This is a genomic window from Aminiphilus circumscriptus DSM 16581 (assembly GCF_000526375.1).
Lineage (GTDB): Bacteria > Synergistota > Synergistia > Synergistales > Aminiphilaceae > Aminiphilus > Aminiphilus circumscriptus.
Genome location: NZ_JAFY01000002.1, coordinates 779,206 through 797,036, shown reverse-complemented (window position 1 = coordinate 797,036; position 17,831 = coordinate 779,206). Strand labels below are relative to the sequence as shown.

Here is a 17,831-nt window from a genome sequence, read left to right as displayed (position 1 = left end):
CGCCGCATCACTCCTTCCCTCCGGAGTTCCGTCATCCCGCAACCCGGCTCCTTCGTCCCAGGCTTCCATAGGCCACGAGGGCCACCGCGATGACCACCCCCTTCACGACCTGCTCGGAGAAGGGATTGACGTTGAGGAGATTCATTCCGTTCTCCAGCACACCCATGATGAGCACACCCACGATCGTTCCGGCGAGTGTCCCCTGCCCCCCGGAAAAGCTCGTGCCCCCGAGGACCACCCCGGCAATGGCGCCGAACTCATAGCCGAGGCCGGCGCTGGGCTGGGCCGAATCCAGACGGCCCATGAGCACGAGGCCCGCGAGCGCCGCGAGTGTGCCGCTCAGGACATAGGCCTTTGCTACCGTTCCGGGCACATCGATGCCCGATCCCCAGGCGGCGGCGGAATTGGACCCCACGCTGCGCACGCGCTCACCCCAGGGACAACGCTCCAAAAGGACGAAAACCGCGAGAAAGGCGAGCGCAAAAAGCAGGACCGGCACGGGTATGCCTCCGAAACGCCCCGTTCCGGGAAACCGAAACAGAGCGCTGAAACCGGTGAGAGGCGCACCTCCCGTGTAGAGAAGAGCGAGTCCCCGGGCACACCCCATCATTCCCAGGGTGACGATGAAAGGCGGCAGACGGAGCCGGGCGATTCCGAAACCGTTGCACCACCCCAGGCCGGCTCCTCCCGCGAGGGCACAGCACCAGGCGAGCGGCGCTGCGACTCCCGCCTTTGCCGCCGACGCGGCGAAAAGGACCGACAGGGCGAGGATGCTCCCCACGGAGAGGTCGATTCCCCCCGTGAGAATCACCACGGTCATTCCCAGGGAGATGATGCCGATGATGGAGGACTGACGCAGCACGTTCAACAGGTTCGTCCCCGTGAAAAAGCGCGGTTCCATGGCTCCGACGGCGAGCATGATGCCGCCGAGGAGCAGGAGAAGCAGCGTTCGCGATCCGGGGCGCCACGGCAGGGAGAGCATGGTTTCCGCGGGGCCTCAGAAGGGAACGCCGCAGCGGAGAAGCACGTTCGCGTAGGGAGTGAACTCTCCGGTGCGGACCACGAAGCGCACCGCTTCGAGACGGGCTTTGAACTCCTCGTGAGGAATGCGTTCCTGAGGAAGCTCCCGGAAAAGATCCTCGAAACGCTGCACCAGATGCGGACTCTTTTCCTCCGCCTCCTCGGCCCAACAGACCTCTTCCAGGGCAATCTCCTGGAGCACTGTCTTCAGCACGTCGAAAAAGGGGGGCTTGCCCGGCGCATAGGCCAGGTCGATCCTCGGCACATTCCGGGGAAGGGGAAGCCCCGCATCGGCGATGCAGATCAGATCGCGATGACCGCAGGACGCGATCTGAAACGCCAGTTCCGGATGGAGCAGACCACCAGACTTCATCTTCTTCTTTTCCTCCTCCATGTTCCCTCTCCGCTCTCGCCCCGAAGCCTTCGTCGCAACCGAGCCTGCATCCATCCTCGGAGGCGCCGCCGACTCCTCGCCCGAAAGGATTGCAAGGACTCATTTTCCGGCGGAAGTCCACGCCGTTTCGCCGGCGGCGTCTACCAGAAGCCGTTCCACCTCTTCACGGCGAGGCAGGCTCGGTTGGGCACCGAGACGAAGACATGCACAGGCTCCCGCGCCCGTTCCGAAACGAACGGCCTCGGCGAGCGACCCGCCCTCGGCGAGCGTCACCGCGAGGGCCGCCACGAAGGCATCTCCCGCTCCGGTACTGTCCACGGCGGTGATCCTCGGCGGTGCAATGGCAAGATGGGCCGGACGCTCTCCGTAGCCGACTCTCTCGAAGAGAAAGGCCCCGTCCTTTCCGGCGGTGACCACCACGGCGCCCACGCCTCTGTCGAGTGCGGCAAGGGCGCCTTCCAGGAGATCCTCCGTTCCGGAAAACTGGGCCAGTTCGATGCGGTTCGGCACGAAAAGATCCGTCAGCGTCAGGACTTCCTCGGAAAGCGTTGTCCAGGGAGCTGGGTTGAGAATGGTACGCACGCCCTTCTCGCGGGCGAGGCGAAGTCCTTCGAGGACTGTTTCGGGAGGAACTTCGAGCTGGAAGAGTGCACAGGAGGCATCGGAGAAAAGAGGTGCGGCGTTCCGCACGTCCGACGGGGAAAGCAGAGCGTTGGCTCCCGGAGCGATGGCGATGGCGTTGTCACCTTCGACGACGAAAATGGAGGCGACCCCCGTGGAGGAACCGGAAGAGACGAGAAGGTGCTCCACGTGGATGCCCTCCTGCTCCAGGGCGAGGCGAAGCGCCCCTCCGAAGGCATCGTCGCCCACGCGGCCCACCATGCCGACGGAGGCGCCGAGACGAGCCGCGGCGACCGCCTGGTTCGCCCCCTTGCCTCCGGAGGCGGTGACGAAGGGACCCGCGGCGAGCGTCTCTCCGAGGACGGGCAGGCGGGGCGCCTGCATGACCAGATCCATGTTGACCGAACCGACGACCACGATACGGGACATGGGACTCACTTCCTTCGCGCCCTTTGCCGCCACAAAGCCGCCGCGGAAAAGAACACCGGAGTTTGACGAATCGTTTTGCGAATTGTAGCATGAGCGCAAACGTTTGCGCAAACGTTTGCGCTCCGAAAAACACTCTCTTTCGCAAGAAAAGAAAAAGGGAGGAAACGGAATAGAAATGAAAACCGAAGGAACCGATCTCCACGCAAAGGGAGAAGACACTGTATGGTAACCATGAAGGACGTGGCTCGCCGAGCCGGAGTCTCGGTGACCACCGTCTCCCACGTGGTCAACGGGAGCCGTCCCGTTCGGGAGGAAGTGCGCCGTCGCGTCCTGGACGCGCTGGAAGCACTCGCCTACAGACGGAACGCCCTCGCACGGAGTCTTCGGAAAAAACGATCCTCCACCATCGGCCTGATTCTTCCCGACGTGACGAATCCTTTTTTCGCGGAGATCGCCCGCAGCATCGCCGACGCGGCGGAAAGCGAAGGATATTCGGTGATCGTCTGCAACTCCGACGGCAGACGGAACAGCGAGGATGCCTTTCTGGGCATGCTGTCGGAAAAACGTGCCGATGGGGTGGTCCTCATCGAGACGGGACCTCCGAGAGGCGATGCTTCGGCTCTCGAAAACGGCGATCTGCCCCTGGTGACCGTGGATCGCTCCCTTCCCGGTGCGAACGTGGATTCGGTGCGCATCGACAACGCTCTGGGAGGACGCCGGGCCGCACGACATCTTCTGGATCTGGGGCACCGGCATCTGGCCTGCATTGCCGGCCCGTCCCACGTGACTCCCAGCGGGGAGCGCGTGACGGGCTTCCGGGAAGAGCTTCGCGAGCAGGGCTTCTTCCTTCCGGAGGAACGAATCCGCCGAGGAACCTTTCAGCCCGAGAGCGGGTATGACATTACCCGGCGCTTCCTCGAAGAGGATTCCCGCCTCACGGCGATCTTTGCCTGCAACGACCTCATGGCCTTCGGCGCCGTACGAGCCGCCGCGGACCTGGGCAAGCGCGTTCCGGACGATCTCTCCGTCCTCGGATTCGACGACATCCGGCTGGCCTCGTTCTTCAATCCGCCCCTCACCACCGTGGCCCAACCCCGCCAGGAAATGGGCGCACTGGCGGTACGACTTCTGCTGGAGCGCATGGCCGACTCCACACTTTCCCCCCGCCACCTCGTGCTCGAAACACGTCTGGTACTCCGCTCCTCCACGGCGCCTCCTCCATGACCGGAAACATCCTCCGCCGGAGCATCCTTTTTCCCAACGCCCGGGCATCATCCCCTCGGGACATCCGGCTGAAGGGGGAACGCCCGAAGGCTCCCTCCGGAACAAGAGTATGAACATCGCATCTCCGTGAGCCGCCCCCGAAAAAAGCGGCGCGGCGGAGATTCTTCGGCAGGACGGAGACAAACGCCCCATCGGGAATCACCGCCGCACAAGCGCCTCCGGAGCGACGGAAAAGGATTACGCTTCCCGACGCGCCTCCTCCAGATCCCGGGCGAGCAGTTCCGCCACGAGGCGGGCGAAACGCGCCGGATCCGAGAGCGTCCCCCCTTCGGCAAGAAGTGCCTGCCCGTAGAGCAGCTCCGGAACATCCCCCAAAGATCCGCCTTCGGCGAAACGCCGCTGGAGCCGCTCCAGAACGGGATGGGACGGATTCACCTCCAGGATGCGCTTCAGCTTGGGGACCTCCTGCCCCATCTGCCGCAGGAGCTGCTCCATCTGGGGCGTCATGGAGTGCGTCTCCCCCACCAGACACGCCGGCGAGGTCGTGAGGCGTCTCGACAGGCGCACCGATGAAACCTCGTCCTTCAAGCGTTCCGCAAGGGCCTTTAAAAGCGGTTCGAAGGCCTCTTCCCGCTCCTTCTCCTCCAGGTTCTTCTCCTGTTCTTTCGGAGCATCCAGGTCGGCCGCGCCCTTCGCCACGGATGTCAGAGGCTTGTCTCGATAGCTTTCCACCACACCGGTCCAGAAGTCGTCCACGGGATCGTCGAGGAGGAGCACCTCGTATCCCCGATCACGGAAGGCTTCGAGGTGTGGTGAGTTGCGCAATGTCTCCAGGGTGCCTCCCGAGAGGAAATACACCGCCTTCTGTTCGGGTTTCATGCCCTCCAGGTAGTCATCGAGGGTGATCCACTCTCGGGTGGTGGTGCGAAAGAGCGCCAGGGAAAGCAAGGTCTCCCGGTTCCGCTCGTCGGCAAAAATGCCCTCCTTGAGGACCTTACCGAATTCCCTCCAAAAAGCGACGTAAGTCTCGCGCTTTCCGTCTCGAAGACGCTTCAGTTCGTCCAGGACTTTTCTCGTGAGGCTCTTTCGGATCACCGCGATCCGTCGGTCCTGCTGGAGAATCTCCCGGGAGATGTTGAGGGGAAGGTCCTCCGCGTCCACCACACCTCTGAGAAAGCGCAGATACTCGGGGATCAACTCCTTGCAGTCCTGCATGATGAAAACCCGTTTCACGTAGAGCTGAATGCCCCGGTCTCCCTCGCGGAGAAAGAGATCCATAGGCGCCTTCGAGGGAAGATAGAGCAACGCCCGGAAGGTAGTCGCCCCCTCGGCGCTGTAGACGATGTGCGTCAGCGGCTCCGCCCAGTCCTTGCTCACGTGGGTGTAGAATTCCCTGTATTCCTCTTCGGTGACCTCTGCCTCAGGGCGGGACCAGATGGCTTTCATGGAGTTGAGCACTTCGTCCTTCGTGCCCACCTCTTTGCCATCCTTATCGAAATGCCGCACTTCCATGCGGATCGGATAGGCCACGAAATCCGAATACTTGCGGACAATCCTGCGAATCGTCCACTCGTCGGCGACGTCCTCGCCGGATGTGCGCTCCCAGGGGCGGCGCCCCTCGTCGTCGTCTCCCTCGCTCGCGACAGGCTTGAGATGAAGCGTCACTGTGGTGCCGCAGGTGTCGCGGTATCCTTCCTCGATGGTGTACGTGCCGTCCCCGGAGGATCTCCAGAGCCACGCCGTTTCCTCTCCGGCCTTTCGGGTCAACACTTCCACCAAATCGGCCACCATGAAGGACGAATAGAAGCCCACGCCGAACTGGCCGATGAGCTCCGGCGTCAGCGCCTCCTTCCGCTCCGCCATGTACTGCAGAAATTCTTTCGTTCCCGACTTGGCGATGGTGCCGAGGTAGGTCACAAGATCCTCCCGGTTCATGCCAATGCCGTTGTCAGATACGCGCAAAATCCTCGCGTCTTTGTCCACGGCAATGCGAATATGGGGATCCGAAAAAGAGGACCGCAACGCCTCGTTCGTGAGGGAGGCGACACGCAGTTTGTCCAGGGCGTCCGACGCGTTGGACACGAGCTCCCGCAGGAAAATTTCTCGGTTGGAATAGACGGAGTGAACCATGAGGTCCAGGAGTTGCTTTCCCTCACTCTGAAATGCAAAGGTCTCTCGCGCAGCCATGATCGCACCAAGCCTCCTTTGATGTTTTAAAAAACCGCAGATGTGGAGTACCTCCACTCCGAAGGCACCCCCGGCCCTAGCCTCGACAACAGGGCATCCTTCCCGGAAAGGAAGTATAGATCAAGATAGATCAAAGATAAAGAGTCTTCTTTACTTCATCCGCAGACATGTTCGCAAACACCTTTGCCTCCTTGCAAACACGACGTATTCTCCTTTCACTCCGAAACTCGCCGGGCGGAACTATGTTCTCCGAAAAGCCCTTGTGGGAAGGGTTTACTCAAACCCCTCGCAGAGAAAACCCCGCGGTTTCGAGCTTCATTTTCCAGGTTGACGAAAAGGGCTTCTCTTGATATATCCATTTTGGGATCCCAAAGAGTATTCTTCTTTGCATTCGTTTTCCACACTCCCGCAACACATGTACAAGGAATCTCTCAATAAGGCTGCGTCAGCTCCGCAGGGCGCCTCGCAGAGCTTGATGCGACTCGAGTCAAGGGAAAGCGAAAGGCCTTTATTCAGAGCTTCCACAAGCTCATCTGCCGGAGGGAACGAATCATGTCGAGAAGTCAGGCGGAAAGCAAGGCCCGCGAGGAAATTCTGCTTCTCATCCTCAAGAGGCGACTCGTTCCGGGACAACGAATCACGGAGAAAAGCCTCGCGGAACTGTGCGAAGTGAGTCGCACCCCCGTGAGAACGGCCCTCCGGGAACTCATCGCCGAGGGAATTCTCGAGCGGGACGAACCCAAGGGATATGTCATTCCTCCTCTCACGCCTCCGGACATGCTCCAGGTCTTCCAGATCCGACAGAAACTCGAAGGGATGGCGGCGGCCCTCGCGGCGGAAAGCCCAGAGCCCTGCTACTCCACCTCCCTCAGACAGATCGAAGTTCTCCAGGAAGAGGAGGAGCGGATCTACCGCAACTGGAACACGGAGAATTTCACCAGGAACAGTCAGGAGTTCCACCACTGCATCTGCCGCATGAGCGGCAATCCCTATCTGGAAAAATACATTCTTCAGAGCTATTGGCGCTCCCAGATCTACGTTTTCTTCTTCGACTCCTTCTTCCTCCACGGGTTCGACTCCGCCATGGATCCCGAACCTGTCTACGGATACTCCTTCGCAGAACATAACGACATCCTCGAGGCACTCCGCAATCGGGACGGGCAACGAGCACGGAACGCCATGGAAAAGCATGTTCTCTCCACCTACAAGTGGCTCACCAATTCCAGACGGTAACGGTTTTCGCACATTTCCGAAAAACCCTCTCTACTAAAAGAAATGTTCTTTTTTCGATTTTGATCCGAAAAAGAGTGCATCATAAAACATCGCCTATACAACCAACACAACAAAACAGCGCCCTCCCAGAGGAACGAAACGACGACATCCGCTCGATAAAGATAAAGAAACGCGGGGTTCGAAACAGGACAGACGCTGCAAAAACAGCGGGAAAGTTACCGAGACGGACGTGGCGAACACGCTCGGAAAGATGTCGGATCCCTCACCGCATGTCCGTCTTCCCGGACCGGGGATGAGGGTTGAGACGACGGAACGGCACCGAGGAAAGGGCCTCGGGGGCAGGACCGCAAAGCGACGGAAAGAGGTGTTCCATGGGTACTCTTCGCAGCAGTTCTCAATACTACCATGTCGTACTCTCGCGCATTCCTCCGAGAGCCACTCCGGTCTTTCACGAGGAGGAGATGCAACGCCGGGTCTGGGGACGTCGCTGGGGTGTCTACAACGATGTCGGCACGCTCCGGACCATCCTCCTTCATCCGCCCGGAGAAGAAATCCTCGTCATGACATCGGACAAGTACGACCCCGAGATCGATGCCCTCATCGACGACGCGGAGCAGTGGTACTTCCGGGACGACAGGGGGCCGGACCTTGTGAAGATGCAGGATGAGTTCGCCGCCCTTGTGAGGGTCCTCGAAACACACGGAGTGGAAATCGTGACCGTCGGCGGCGCACCGCGCGATCCCAACGCGATGTTCGTCCGGGACTGCGGCATGGTGGTCAAGGGTGGAGCGATCATCTCCCGCATGGGTCCCGTGGGCAAGGCCCACGGCACGGGACGCCGCGGCGAAGAGCGCTTCGTGCTCCAGAAGCTCGCCGAGATCGGCATGCCCATCCTCCGCACCATCGCCGGCGACGGCCTGCTCGAAGGCGGAAGTTTCTGTTTCCTCGACGAGAAACACGCCGCCATCGGCCTGAGTTTCCGCGGCAATCCAAGCGGTGCGGAACAACTCCGGCACGTTCTCCAGTATCAGGAGGTCGAACTGATCCAGGTTCCCCTGCCGGGGTACGCCATGCATCTGGACGGCGGCATCGTCATGGTGGACCACGACAAGGCTCTTCTCAACGTGGAGCGCCTTCCCTACTGGTTTCTCGACACGCTTGACGAACTGGGCATCCAGAAAATCCCCGCGGACTACCGCGAAGGATCCATGGCCGTGAACTGTCTCACCCTTTCCCCTGGAAAGGTGATCATGGACGACCGGGCGGTGTACACGGCGGAGCGACTCGCGTCTTTCGGCATGGAGACGATCCTCATTCCCTGGGAGGAGATCTCGAAACACGGCGGAGGCATTCACTGCAGCACGCTTCCCCTGGTGCGCGAACGTTCGTGATCGTCTCCAACGACCCCCGTTTCTGTTTCTCGGACGGTGCCGCCTTTCCGCAAGGCCGGCGAAAGCTCCGGAAATGGACGCGGCGATCCGTGGGGACATCGATCTTTGGACTACCTCAATCCCTCATAAAGGAGGCTGTGTTTTCGTGAAACATGTTCTCGTTCTCGGCGCGGGCATGGTAGCCCGCCCCTGCGTGCAGTACCTTTTGAAACAGGGTCATCGCGTCACCGTGGTGGACACCGTCCGCGAGCGCGTGGAGCACGTTCTCGGCGGACACGAGAATGGTATTCCCGTCGTCGGAGACGGACTGAAGGAAGCGGCCCGGCTCGTTCCTCAGGCGGACCTGGTGATCTCCCTTCTGCCCTGGGTCTTTCACAAGGACGTCGCGCCCTTCTGTCTTCGGGAGAACAAGCACTTCATCAACGCCTCGTACATGAACGACGAGATGAAGGCGTTCTCCAAGGATGCCGAGCGACAGGGGCTGACCTTCCTCGCCGAGATGGGATGCGATCCGGGCATCGACCACATGACGGCGGTGCGAACCATCCGGGAAGTGGAAAAGCGGGGCGGTTTCGTGAAGTCCTTCAGCTCCTGGTGCGGCGCACTCCCCTCCCTGGAGGCGAACACCAACCCCTGGGGCTACAAGCTTTCCTGGTCTCCCGGAGACCTTCTCCACGCCTGCGTCCGCCCCTCGCACTATCTCCGGAACGGAAAAGAAATTTTCGTCCCCGCGGAGGAGGTCTTCCAGCGTTCCACCCTCAAAGAAATCGAGGGGGTGGGTTGGTTCGAAGAGTATGCCAACGCAAATTCCCTTCCCTACGCTGAACTGTACGGCATCCCGAACACTCCAAACATCTACCGGGCGACGCTGCGTTTCCCCGGCTGGTGTGAGACCATTCGGGCCATGCAGATGCTTGGGCTTTTCGACACCACATCCCGCCCGCTCGCGGGAAAGACGCTGCGCCAGTTCACCGCCGGGCTTTGCGGCGCCGATGAAAAAAGCGACCTCATCCAAGCCCTGGCGGCGTTTCTCGGCATGCCCGCCTTCGCAATGCCTCTCAAGCGGCTGGAATGGCTCGGCCTTTTCAGTGACGAACTCCTCTCGGATAAAATCCGGTGCAACCGGGATGTGGTCTTCGATCTTTTCTCCCGCAAGCTCGGCTTCGACAAGGATGAACGGGACCTGCTCATCATGCGTCACGAATACGAGGTGGTCTTCGGAGCGAAGACGCGACGCATCCTCTCCACGCTCGTCCATTACGGAGAGGCGGGCGGCGACAGCGCCATCGCCGTGACCACGGGATTTCCCCCCGCAATCGGCGCGGATCTCATTCTGAAGGGAACGATCACCCTGCGTGGCGTCGTCGCCCCCGTGTATCCCCAGATCTACGAACCGACTCTGGCGGAATTGGAACGCAACGGCATCGTCTTCGAAGAGAAGGAAATGTCTCTGTAGCGGTAGGGAGACGATCCCTGATCGTGCGGAAAACGAGGAGGTGGGACGGTCGGAAGGGTAATGCGAAGCACCGGCGCTCGGGGGAAAAGTCGGGACGGCGGCACCGAGGTCTCCGGAAGGGATTGGAGGCCGAAGCGCTCCGATGAGTCGGAAGAGATGAAGAAGGGGAGGGGTAACGGGATGAAGAAGGTGCTGCTTGTTTTGTGCGCTCTTGTACTCCTGGTCGGAACCGTGGCCGAAGGAGCCGAACCCATCAAAATCGGCTGCCTGGTTCAACTCACGGGATCCGGCGCAACCTGGGGAGAGCACCATCGAGACATGTCCATCATCGCCGTGGAAGAGATCAACGCCGCGGGAGGCCTTCTGGGACGCCCCGTCGAACTGGTGATCTACGACTTCCGCGGTCGCCAGGAAGATGCGGTGAACGCCGCACGACGTCTGATTCTCGAGGACAAAGTCCAGGTCATCGCGGGAACCAACTTCAGCGGCTGCCAGATCGCCATCGTTCCCATCAGCGAACAGCACAAGGTTCCCATCGTCTCCTTCTCCGCCACGAACCCGGCGGTCACCGTGGATCCCCAGACCGGTAAGGTGCGCCCCTACTCGTTCCGGGTCTGCTTCACCGATCCCTACCAGGGAAAGGCCATCGCGGAATTTCTCGGCACCACGCTGAACCTCAAGACCGCCGTCATTTTCCACGACGTGGGCAGCGACTACTCGGAAGGCATGAAGCAGTTCTTCGAGGATCACTTCCCCAAGGTGGGCGGCAAGGTGGTCGGCACCTACGGCTACCGCGACGGCGACGTGGACTTCCGGGCCCAGATCACCCAGGCAAAGGCGACCGGCGCGGAAGCGGTCTTCCTGCCCGGCATGTACAAGGAAATGGCCCTCATCATCAAGCAGGCCGCGGAGATGGACTGGAAACCCGTGTTCATCGGCGGCGACGGCTACAGCCCAGCCATGACGGAGATCGCCGGAGACGCCATGAACGGGACCTACTGGCTCACCCACATCGCCACGGATGATCCGGACGTGCAACCCCTCGTCAAGAAATACGAAAAGCGCTTCAACAAGAAGCCCGTGGAGATCGTGAGCTGCACCCTCGCCTATGACACCATCATGTGGATCGCCGATGCCATCAAACGGGCCGGCGAGTACGACGGAGCGAAGATCCGGGACGCCCTGGCGAACACGCAGGGACTGCAGCTTCCCGACTTCGTCCTCACGGTGGATCCCGCCACGAACACGCCCCACAACAAGCCCACGGCAATCCTGGTCTTCGAGGGCAGCGTGGAAAAACTGTACCAGAAGGTGATTCCTCAGGATTGAGAATTTTCATTCCATCGCTGCGGAAAGGCGAACCGGAGCCCGCGTTCGCTCCTTCCGGTTCACCTTTCCGCAGCGCGACTCGTCCAGAGAAGGACCGGCCACCTCAGAGACTGGCCGCAAACCGCGAGAGGAGGATTTCCGTGACCGAGTGCAGCAGCGACACAACCCAAAACCAGGACGTGGTCAGGGCCAAGGGGTGGGAGAGCGCCCTTCCCAGGGCGGCCTACCGCAATCTGGAAAGGGTGACCACCGGCATACCCTGGTTCGAGGTCTACCGTACTCCCGGAAATGTGTTCGCTATCTACGAGGACGGGCAGTTCGAGGAAACCCTGAGCTATCTCGTCCCCGGCGAAGAACGGGCGGTCCTCATCGATACCGGGGACGGCATCGGAAACATCCGCACCCTCGCGGAGGAACTCACGTCCCTCCCCGTCTCGGTGGTGAACACCCACCACCACATCGACCATGTCGCCCAGAACTACCTTTTCGACGACGTGGCTCTCTTCGACGACCCTCTCGGTCTGGCGAGAAAAGCCGCCGCGGAGGGCTTTTCTCACGAGGAGGCTCTGGATCTCATCGCTCCCGGCAACGTGTGGAAACCTTATCCCGAAGGGTTCGATCCCGCGACGTACCATATGCCGCCCTTTTCGGTCACGCGCTGGCTCAAGGATGGAGACACCATCGACCTGGGCAACCGCGTCCTGGAGGTCATCTGGACTCCCGGGCACTCGCCGGACTCCGTCTCCCTCCTCGACCGGACGGCGCGCCTGCTCTGGGTGGGCGATCTCTTCTACACCGGATCGATCTACACCTTTCTTCCCGGTGGCGATTTCGACCAGTTTCTCGCAAGCTACCGAAAACTTATCGACCTCTTCCCTCTCTACGACAAGATCATGCCGAGCCACAACGAACCCTGGCTGGACAAGGAGATCCTCAAAGACGTTCTCGCCGCCGCGGAAGGAATCCGGAAGGGGCAAACTCCCTTCACGGTCGGCAAGGGAGGTATGCGGAAGTACGATTTCGGGCGCTTTGCCCTCATCCTTGGCCCCGATCAGTGACGATGAGCGCGGCATCTCTCCGGCACACTCGCTCGGAAGGGGAACCGACGCGTTCCGAAAGAAGGTCTTTGAAAATCCGAACAAAACCACCGGAAAGGGGAAAACCTCACTTTTTCCGAAAAAAGGGACTCTTGTTCCCTTTTAGATCGCCTGCTAAAATTTCGTTCCATAACGGGAGCGCCATCCGCATTTCTCCATCCCGCCGAACCGCCTTCGGCGGGATGGAGAAATACGGAATGTAACGGTGCTTTCCATCATCGGGAGGTGTGTGTAATGAAGAAATTCGCGCTGCTCTGCCTCGTCCTGTTCCTGGCGGTGATCCTCGCCGCATCCGTCGCGTTCGCCGCGGACACTCCGTCCACGCTGGACAAGATCCTTGCGGCAAAGAAAATCGTCATCGGCACCGCGCCGGGATACCTTCCCTTCGAGATGAAGGACAAGAAGGGGAACTTCATCGGCTACGACATCGATCTGGGCAAAGCTGTGGCAAAAGCGCTGAACGTGGAGGTGGAATTCAAGCAGTTCGAGTTCTCCGGGCTTATTCCCGCGCTCCAGACGGGCGAGATCGACATTCTCATCGCCGGAATGACCATCCGGGGCGACCGCGCCCTTGCCGTGAGCTTCCCCAACCCCTATTACTCCACGGGACAGGTGCTCATGGTTCCCGCAAAGGACACGGAAACAACGATCTGGAGCGACCTGGACAAGAAGGGCAAAAAGATCGCCGTCTCCCAGGGAACCACGGGAGCGCTTCTGGCAAAACAAATCTACAAGGAAGCCACGGTGCTCGATTTCCCCACCTTTCCCGAGGCATCGGCAGCCCTGGTCCAGGGAGAGGCGGATGGCATCGTCTACGACGAACCGGGAATCCGCATGTACGAGATCATGCACAAGGAAGGCGTGCGCGGCATCTACGACCTAATCAGCAGCGAGAATCTCGGCATGGCGGTCCGCCTGAACGATTTCGCCTTCATTCAGTGGCTGAACTCCTTCCTCTTCCACTATCTGGGAAGTCCCCAGGAACTGGAATCCCGGGAAAAATGGTTCAATTCCACCGAATGGATGCAGGAGATGGCTCAGTAGAGGCACCCATCGCACGCCCTTCCGCCCGCGTTGCTCGTTGGGAGGAAAGAACCTTCCGGAGGAGGAAGAACCGCTTCCTCCTCCGGAGCCGTCGCAGCGGGAACGAGCCCCGACGTTCTCTGCGACGCCAAAGGGAACCGCGTCATCTTCAGTCAGTAACGTGCGTCACCAAGAGGCAATGAACCTCCGCGAACACGCCACGAATTTAAGGAGGCGATTTTTTGTACACTACAAACTGGAGCGTTATTCCCCAAAATCTGCCCCTTTTTCTGGAAGGAGTGCGCCTCACCCTCACCATCTCGGCCCTGTCGCTCGTCCTGAGCCTTCCCATCGGAATCTTCGCCGGACTGTGCCGGGTGTCCCGCAACAGGGTCATTGCCTTTTTCTCCGCCTGCTACGTGGAGTTTTTCCGCGGCGTTCCCCTGCTGGTGCTCCTCATCTGGATCTTCTTCGTTTTGGGGCGCTTTTTGCGTCTTGGCGCCTATTGGTCCGCCATCGTGGGACTGGCGATCTTTTCCGGCGCATTCGTGGCCGAAGTGGTCCGGGCGGGCATTCAGGCCGTTCCCAAGGGACAGATGGAGGCAGCCCGGGCCTCTGGCATGACTTACATTCAGGCCATGAAACTGGTTATCCTTCCCCAGGCGATCCGAAAAGTCCTGCCACCCCTGGCATCTCAGTTCATCATCCTCATCAAGGATTCCTCCCTCGTGTCGGTGATCTCCGTGGTGGATCTCACCCTCATCGGGAAAAATCTGGTGGCCACCACCTTCCGCTCTCTCGAGGTGTGGAGCTTCATCGCTCTGCTCTATTTCGTCATGACCTTCGGGCTTTCCAAGATCATCGCCCTTTTGGAGCGAAAATTCCGGGCGGAATGGCAATGACCGCGCCGAAGTCATCCCCGAAAGAAGGAGTTCCTCCCATGAACGACGTCATGGTCTCCATCCGCAACGTGTCCAAGCGTTTCGGCACCCTCGAGGTGCTGAAGGACGTCTCCCTCGACATCCCCCGCTCCCAGGTGTTCGCCTTCATCGGCCCGAGCGGCGCGGGAAAGAGCACCCTCGTGCGGACCATCAACGCTCTCGAGGGCATCCAGGCGGGGGAGATCCTCGTGGACGGCATTTCCGTCGCGGACCCCAAAACGGACATCAACGCCCTTCGGGCGAACATCGGCTTCGTGGCCCAGTCCTTCAACCTCTATCCCCACCTTCGGGTCCTGGACAACGTCACCCTCGCCCCGCTGCACGTGAAAAAGATGTCCAAAGCGGAAGCGGAGGAAAAGGGTACGGCGATCCTCGCCTCCCTCGGCCTCGCCGACAAGGTCTCCGCTTTTCCGGCCCAGTTGTCGGGCGGACAGCAGCAGCGCGTCGCCATCGCCCGCGCCCTGGCCATGGAACCCAAGCTCATGCTCTTCGACGAGCCGACATCGGCGCTCGATCCCGAACTCATCAAGGAAGTGTTGGACGCCATCCGAAGCCTCGCCGAGACGGGCATCACCATGGTGGTGGTCACCCATGAGATGAACTTCGCCCGGGAAATCTGCGACCGGATCGTCTTCATGGCCAACGCACAGATCCTGGAAACGGCATCGCCCGGGGAATTCTTCTCCGCTCCGAAAACCGAGCGGGCAAGGGATTTCCTGGGAAAAATCCTCAACCGCTGACCACATGGAATGTTCCTTTCCGAGCGCCGCGGATCGGAAAGGACCTTCTCCGAAATCCCCTTTCGCCCCATACCGCGGACTTCTTTCCTTTCTCTGTCTTTTCCTTCCCAAATCGTGTAGACTGCTACCGAGGCAGTATGCATCGGAGGGAGCGAAGATGACATCCGTCGACATCCGCGAAAAACACGCCTCATGGATCGTTTTCGCCCTCTTTCTCGTCCTCGCGGGAGGCATCATCGTCGCCGCGAAAGTCTACTACGACCATCATGCCCTCCACTACCGCGAGGAGGTGGCGTTTTCCCTCTCCGCCATCGCGGATCTCAAGGCAGGAGAACTCCTCCAGTGGCGGACGGAGCGTCTGGGAGACGGCTCCCTCTTCTCGGGAAACGCGAATTTCTGCAACTTGGTGCAGCGTTTTCTCTTCGACCCCGGGAACGAAGAGAACAGGGAGCGAATCCGCATCTGGCTCCTGAGAACCTGGAGCGCCTATGGGTACGACAGGGTCTTTCTCCTCGACGCCGAGGGAAACGAACGCTTCTCCATCCCGGCTTCGCTCTATCCGGGTTCCCGGATCGTCGCGGAAGGTGCCCGCGAGGCGCTCCACTCCGGCAAGGTGACCTTCCAGGATTTCTACCGCGACGAACACGACCGTCGCATCTATCTCACCGTCCTGGCGCCACTTCCGTTCCGGGAGCCCGGCCCCGGAGGCGCGAGCGGAGCGGTACTTGCCCTGCGCATCGACCCGGAGCAATACCTCTACCCCTTCATCAGCCGATGGCCCGTTCCCAGCGCCACAGGGGAAACGCTCATCGTCCGCAGGGAGGCGGACTCGCTGGTCTTCCTCAACGAACTCCGCTTTCAAGCGGGTACGGCGTTGACCCTGCGTCAACCGCTGACAAAGACGGACCTTCCCGCCACCAAGGCCGTACTGGGAAAATTCGGCGTCGAAGAGGGCGTGGATTACCGAGGCGAGCCGGTCCTCGCTGCAACGCGGCCCGTTCCCGAGTCACCCTGGTTCCTCGTAGCCCGCATGGATCTGGCGGAAAGAGACGCACCTCTGCGGGAACAGGTCTGGATCGTCTATCTCCTGGTCGGGAGCCTTCTGGGCGCTTCCGGCGCGGGGGTTCTGCTCCTCCTGAAGCATCTCCGGGGAAGATTCGATCGGGAGCGTCTGGCCGCAGCAGCACTGCTCGGCATTCACCAGGAACGGCTGGAGATGGCCCAGGCCATCGCCCATGCGGGAAGCTGGGAATATCTGCCATCGGAGGATGCCATCTGGGGATCCGCGGAAACTTTCCGCATCTGGGGAATGGAAGCGCCCCCATCGGGGAAGGTGCCCTTCGACGAGATCGCGGCGCGCATTCCGGACAGGGAGCGGGAGCGGGTGCGCGCATCCCTGATGGATCTCGTCATCACGGGCAACAGCTACGAAGTGGAATTTCCCGTTCTCTCCGCCGACGGAGGACGCGAGCGCATCGTGGCGGCTCAGGGCATTCTCCACCGCAACGAACGGGGAGAGCCCGAGAAGGTCTCCGGCGTGGTTCAGGACGTAACGGACCTGCGCCGAAAGGAACGGGAGCTGGAGGAGAAGAATGCCGAACTGGAGCGCTTCGTCTATCTCGTCTCCCACGATCTCAAGAGCCCTCTCGTGACCATCAAGACCTTTCTCGGCTACCTGGAACAGGACGTGGCCCGAGGCGAGACGGACCAAGCCGCCCAGGACATGACCTTTCTCCGGAACGCCGCGGACAAGATGGGAAAGCTTCTGGACGAACTGCTCCAGATCTCCCGCATCGGACGCATGCTGCACGAACCCGAGACCGTTCCGTGGGACGAGCTGGTCCGTGAAGCCCTCGACGCCGTCGCGGGGGCCATCGCGCAGCGTGGCGTGGCCGTCCGGGTAGATCCGGTCCTGCTCACCCTGCGCGGAGACCGGCGGCGCCTTGTGGAGATCTGGCAGAACCTGCTGGAGAACGCGGTGAAGTACATGGGCGACCAGCCGGTTCCGCTGGTCCATCTCGGTGTGGGAGGACACGGAAAGGACGTGGTCTTCTTCGTGTGCGACAACGGCATGGGCATCGACCCCCGCTTCGCCGCGAAGATCTTCGGACTCTTCGAGAAGCTCGACGGCAAGAGCGAGGGATCCGGTCTCGGGCTCGCCATCGTGAAGCGCATCGTGGAACTCTACGGCGGAAAAGTCTGGGTAGAATCGGAGGGGATAGGACGCGGAACATGCTTCCGCTTCACCCTTCCCGGAGCATTGCAACATTCCTCGAAGAAGGGGGGAGAAAATCATGAAAGGTGAGCCCATCGTCATTCTTCTCGTGGAGGATGACCCCGCCCACGCGGAGATCGTCCGGCGGAACTTCCGGGAGTTTCGCATGGCCAACCGCCTGGAACACGTGGAGGACGGACAGGAGGCGCTGGATTACCTCCACCGGCAGGGGCGTTACACGGACCAGGAAACCGCACCCCGTCCCGGACTCATTCTTTTGGACCTCAGACTTCCACGGGTGGACGGGTTGGAGGTACTCCAGAGTATCAAGGAGGACCCGGATCTGCAGTCCATCCCCGTGGTGGTCCTCACCACCTCCGCAGCGGAGAGCGACATGGTTCGTGCCTATGCGAACCATGCGAACAGCTATCTGGTGAAACCCGTGGACTTCTCTCAGTTCCTTGAACTGATGAAAGTTCTCGGCTACTACTGGCTCGTGTGGAACGCAAACCCGCTCTGAATGCCGTGAGG

Annotated in this window: 15 protein-coding genes and 1 pseudogene; 12 read left to right on the top strand and 4 right to left on the bottom strand. The window is 60.7% G+C overall.

Annotated elements, in window-relative coordinates; genetic code table 11:
- Positions 1–31: 31 nt before the first annotated feature.
- From K349_RS0104360 to K349_RS0104350, 3 genes are all read right to left on the bottom strand, one after another.
- The gene (locus K349_RS0104360; RefSeq protein ID WP_026368636.1) at positions 32–982 is read right to left on the bottom strand and encodes an ABC transporter permease; all 951 of its coding nucleotides are present in this window, start codon (positions 980–982) and stop codon (positions 32–34) included.
- Between the two features lie 15 nt (positions 983–997).
- On the bottom strand, positions 998–1,393 hold the full coding sequence (gene rbsD, locus K349_RS0104355) for a D-ribose pyranase (protein ID WP_026368635.1): 396 nt from the start codon (positions 1,391–1,393) through the stop codon (positions 998–1,000).
- Positions 1,394–1,513: 120 nt separating this feature from the next.
- On the bottom strand, positions 1,514–2,464 hold the full coding sequence (locus K349_RS0104350; protein ID WP_026368634.1) for a ribokinase: 951 nt from the start codon (positions 2,462–2,464) through the stop codon (positions 1,514–1,516).
- A gap of 216 nt (positions 2,465–2,680) precedes the next feature.
- On the opposite strand from K349_RS0104350, the pseudogene K349_RS19955 reads away from it, so the two are divergent.
- Both K349_RS19955 and K349_RS0104345 read left to right on the top strand, forming a co-directional pair.
- A pseudogene (locus K349_RS19955) lies at positions 2,681–2,818 on the top strand (LacI family DNA-binding transcriptional regulator); the annotation flags it as partial.
- A complete protein-coding gene (locus K349_RS0104345) occupies positions 2,795–3,688 on the top strand; it encodes a LacI family DNA-binding transcriptional regulator (RefSeq protein WP_338022306.1) in 894 nt (297 codons plus the stop codon). The pseudogene K349_RS19955 and the gene K349_RS0104345, both read left to right, overlap by 24 nt.
- 237 nt (positions 3,689–3,925) lie before the next feature.
- Here the strand turns inward: K349_RS0104345 and htpG are convergent, their stop codons facing one another.
- Positions 3,926–5,875 (bottom strand): molecular chaperone HtpG, encoded by a 1,950-nt coding sequence (htpG, locus tag K349_RS0104340; protein ID WP_026368632.1) that lies wholly within the window; start codon positions 5,873–5,875, stop codon positions 3,926–3,928.
- A gap of 552 nt (positions 5,876–6,427) precedes the next feature.
- On the opposite strand from htpG, the gene K349_RS0104335 reads away from it, so the two are divergent.
- From K349_RS0104335 to K349_RS0104265, 10 genes are all read left to right on the top strand, one after another.
- On the top strand, positions 6,428–7,108 hold the full coding sequence (locus tag K349_RS0104335; RefSeq protein WP_026368631.1) for a GntR family transcriptional regulator: 681 nt from the start codon (positions 6,428–6,430) through the stop codon (positions 7,106–7,108).
- A gap of 371 nt (positions 7,109–7,479) precedes the next feature.
- Positions 7,480–8,499, top strand: a complete 1,020-nt coding sequence (locus tag K349_RS0104325; RefSeq protein WP_026368630.1) for a dimethylarginine dimethylaminohydrolase family protein — start codon at positions 7,480–7,482, stop codon at positions 8,497–8,499.
- Positions 8,500–8,644: 145 nt separating this feature from the next.
- On the top strand, positions 8,645–9,955 hold the full coding sequence (locus K349_RS0104320; RefSeq protein ID WP_026368629.1) for a saccharopine dehydrogenase C-terminal domain-containing protein: 1,311 nt from the start codon (positions 8,645–8,647) through the stop codon (positions 9,953–9,955).
- Between the two features lie 180 nt (positions 9,956–10,135).
- Positions 10,136–11,284 (top strand): ABC transporter substrate-binding protein, encoded by a 1,149-nt coding sequence (locus K349_RS0104315; protein WP_026368628.1) that lies wholly within the window; start codon positions 10,136–10,138, stop codon positions 11,282–11,284.
- Between the two features lie 140 nt (positions 11,285–11,424).
- The gene (locus K349_RS0104305; RefSeq protein WP_026368627.1) at positions 11,425–12,342 is read left to right on the top strand and encodes an MBL fold metallo-hydrolase; all 918 of its coding nucleotides are present in this window, start codon (positions 11,425–11,427) and stop codon (positions 12,340–12,342) included.
- Between the two features lie 273 nt (positions 12,343–12,615).
- On the top strand, positions 12,616–13,425 hold the full coding sequence (locus K349_RS0104295; protein ID WP_026368626.1) for a transporter substrate-binding domain-containing protein: 810 nt from the start codon (positions 12,616–12,618) through the stop codon (positions 13,423–13,425).
- A 221-nt stretch (positions 13,426–13,646) separates the two neighbouring features.
- Positions 13,647–14,306: an amino acid ABC transporter permease gene (locus tag K349_RS0104285; protein WP_026368625.1), complete on the top strand. Its 660-nt coding sequence runs from the start codon at positions 13,647–13,649 to the stop codon at positions 14,304–14,306.
- A 38-nt stretch (positions 14,307–14,344) separates the two neighbouring features.
- Complete coding sequence (locus K349_RS0104280; RefSeq protein WP_338022294.1) at positions 14,345–15,085, top strand: ATP-binding cassette domain-containing protein; 741 nt, start codon at positions 14,345–14,347, stop codon at positions 15,083–15,085.
- A 157-nt stretch (positions 15,086–15,242) separates the two neighbouring features.
- Entirely contained in the window at positions 15,243–17,390 is a 2,148-nt protein-coding gene (locus K349_RS17790; protein WP_026368623.1) for a sensor histidine kinase, read from the top strand.
- The gene (locus K349_RS0104265; RefSeq protein ID WP_026368622.1) at positions 17,380–17,820 is read left to right on the top strand and encodes a response regulator; all 441 of its coding nucleotides are present in this window, start codon (positions 17,380–17,382) and stop codon (positions 17,818–17,820) included. The genes K349_RS17790 and K349_RS0104265 overlap by 11 nt, the downstream gene beginning before the upstream one ends.
- The last annotated feature ends 11 nt before the right edge of the window (positions 17,821–17,831 follow it).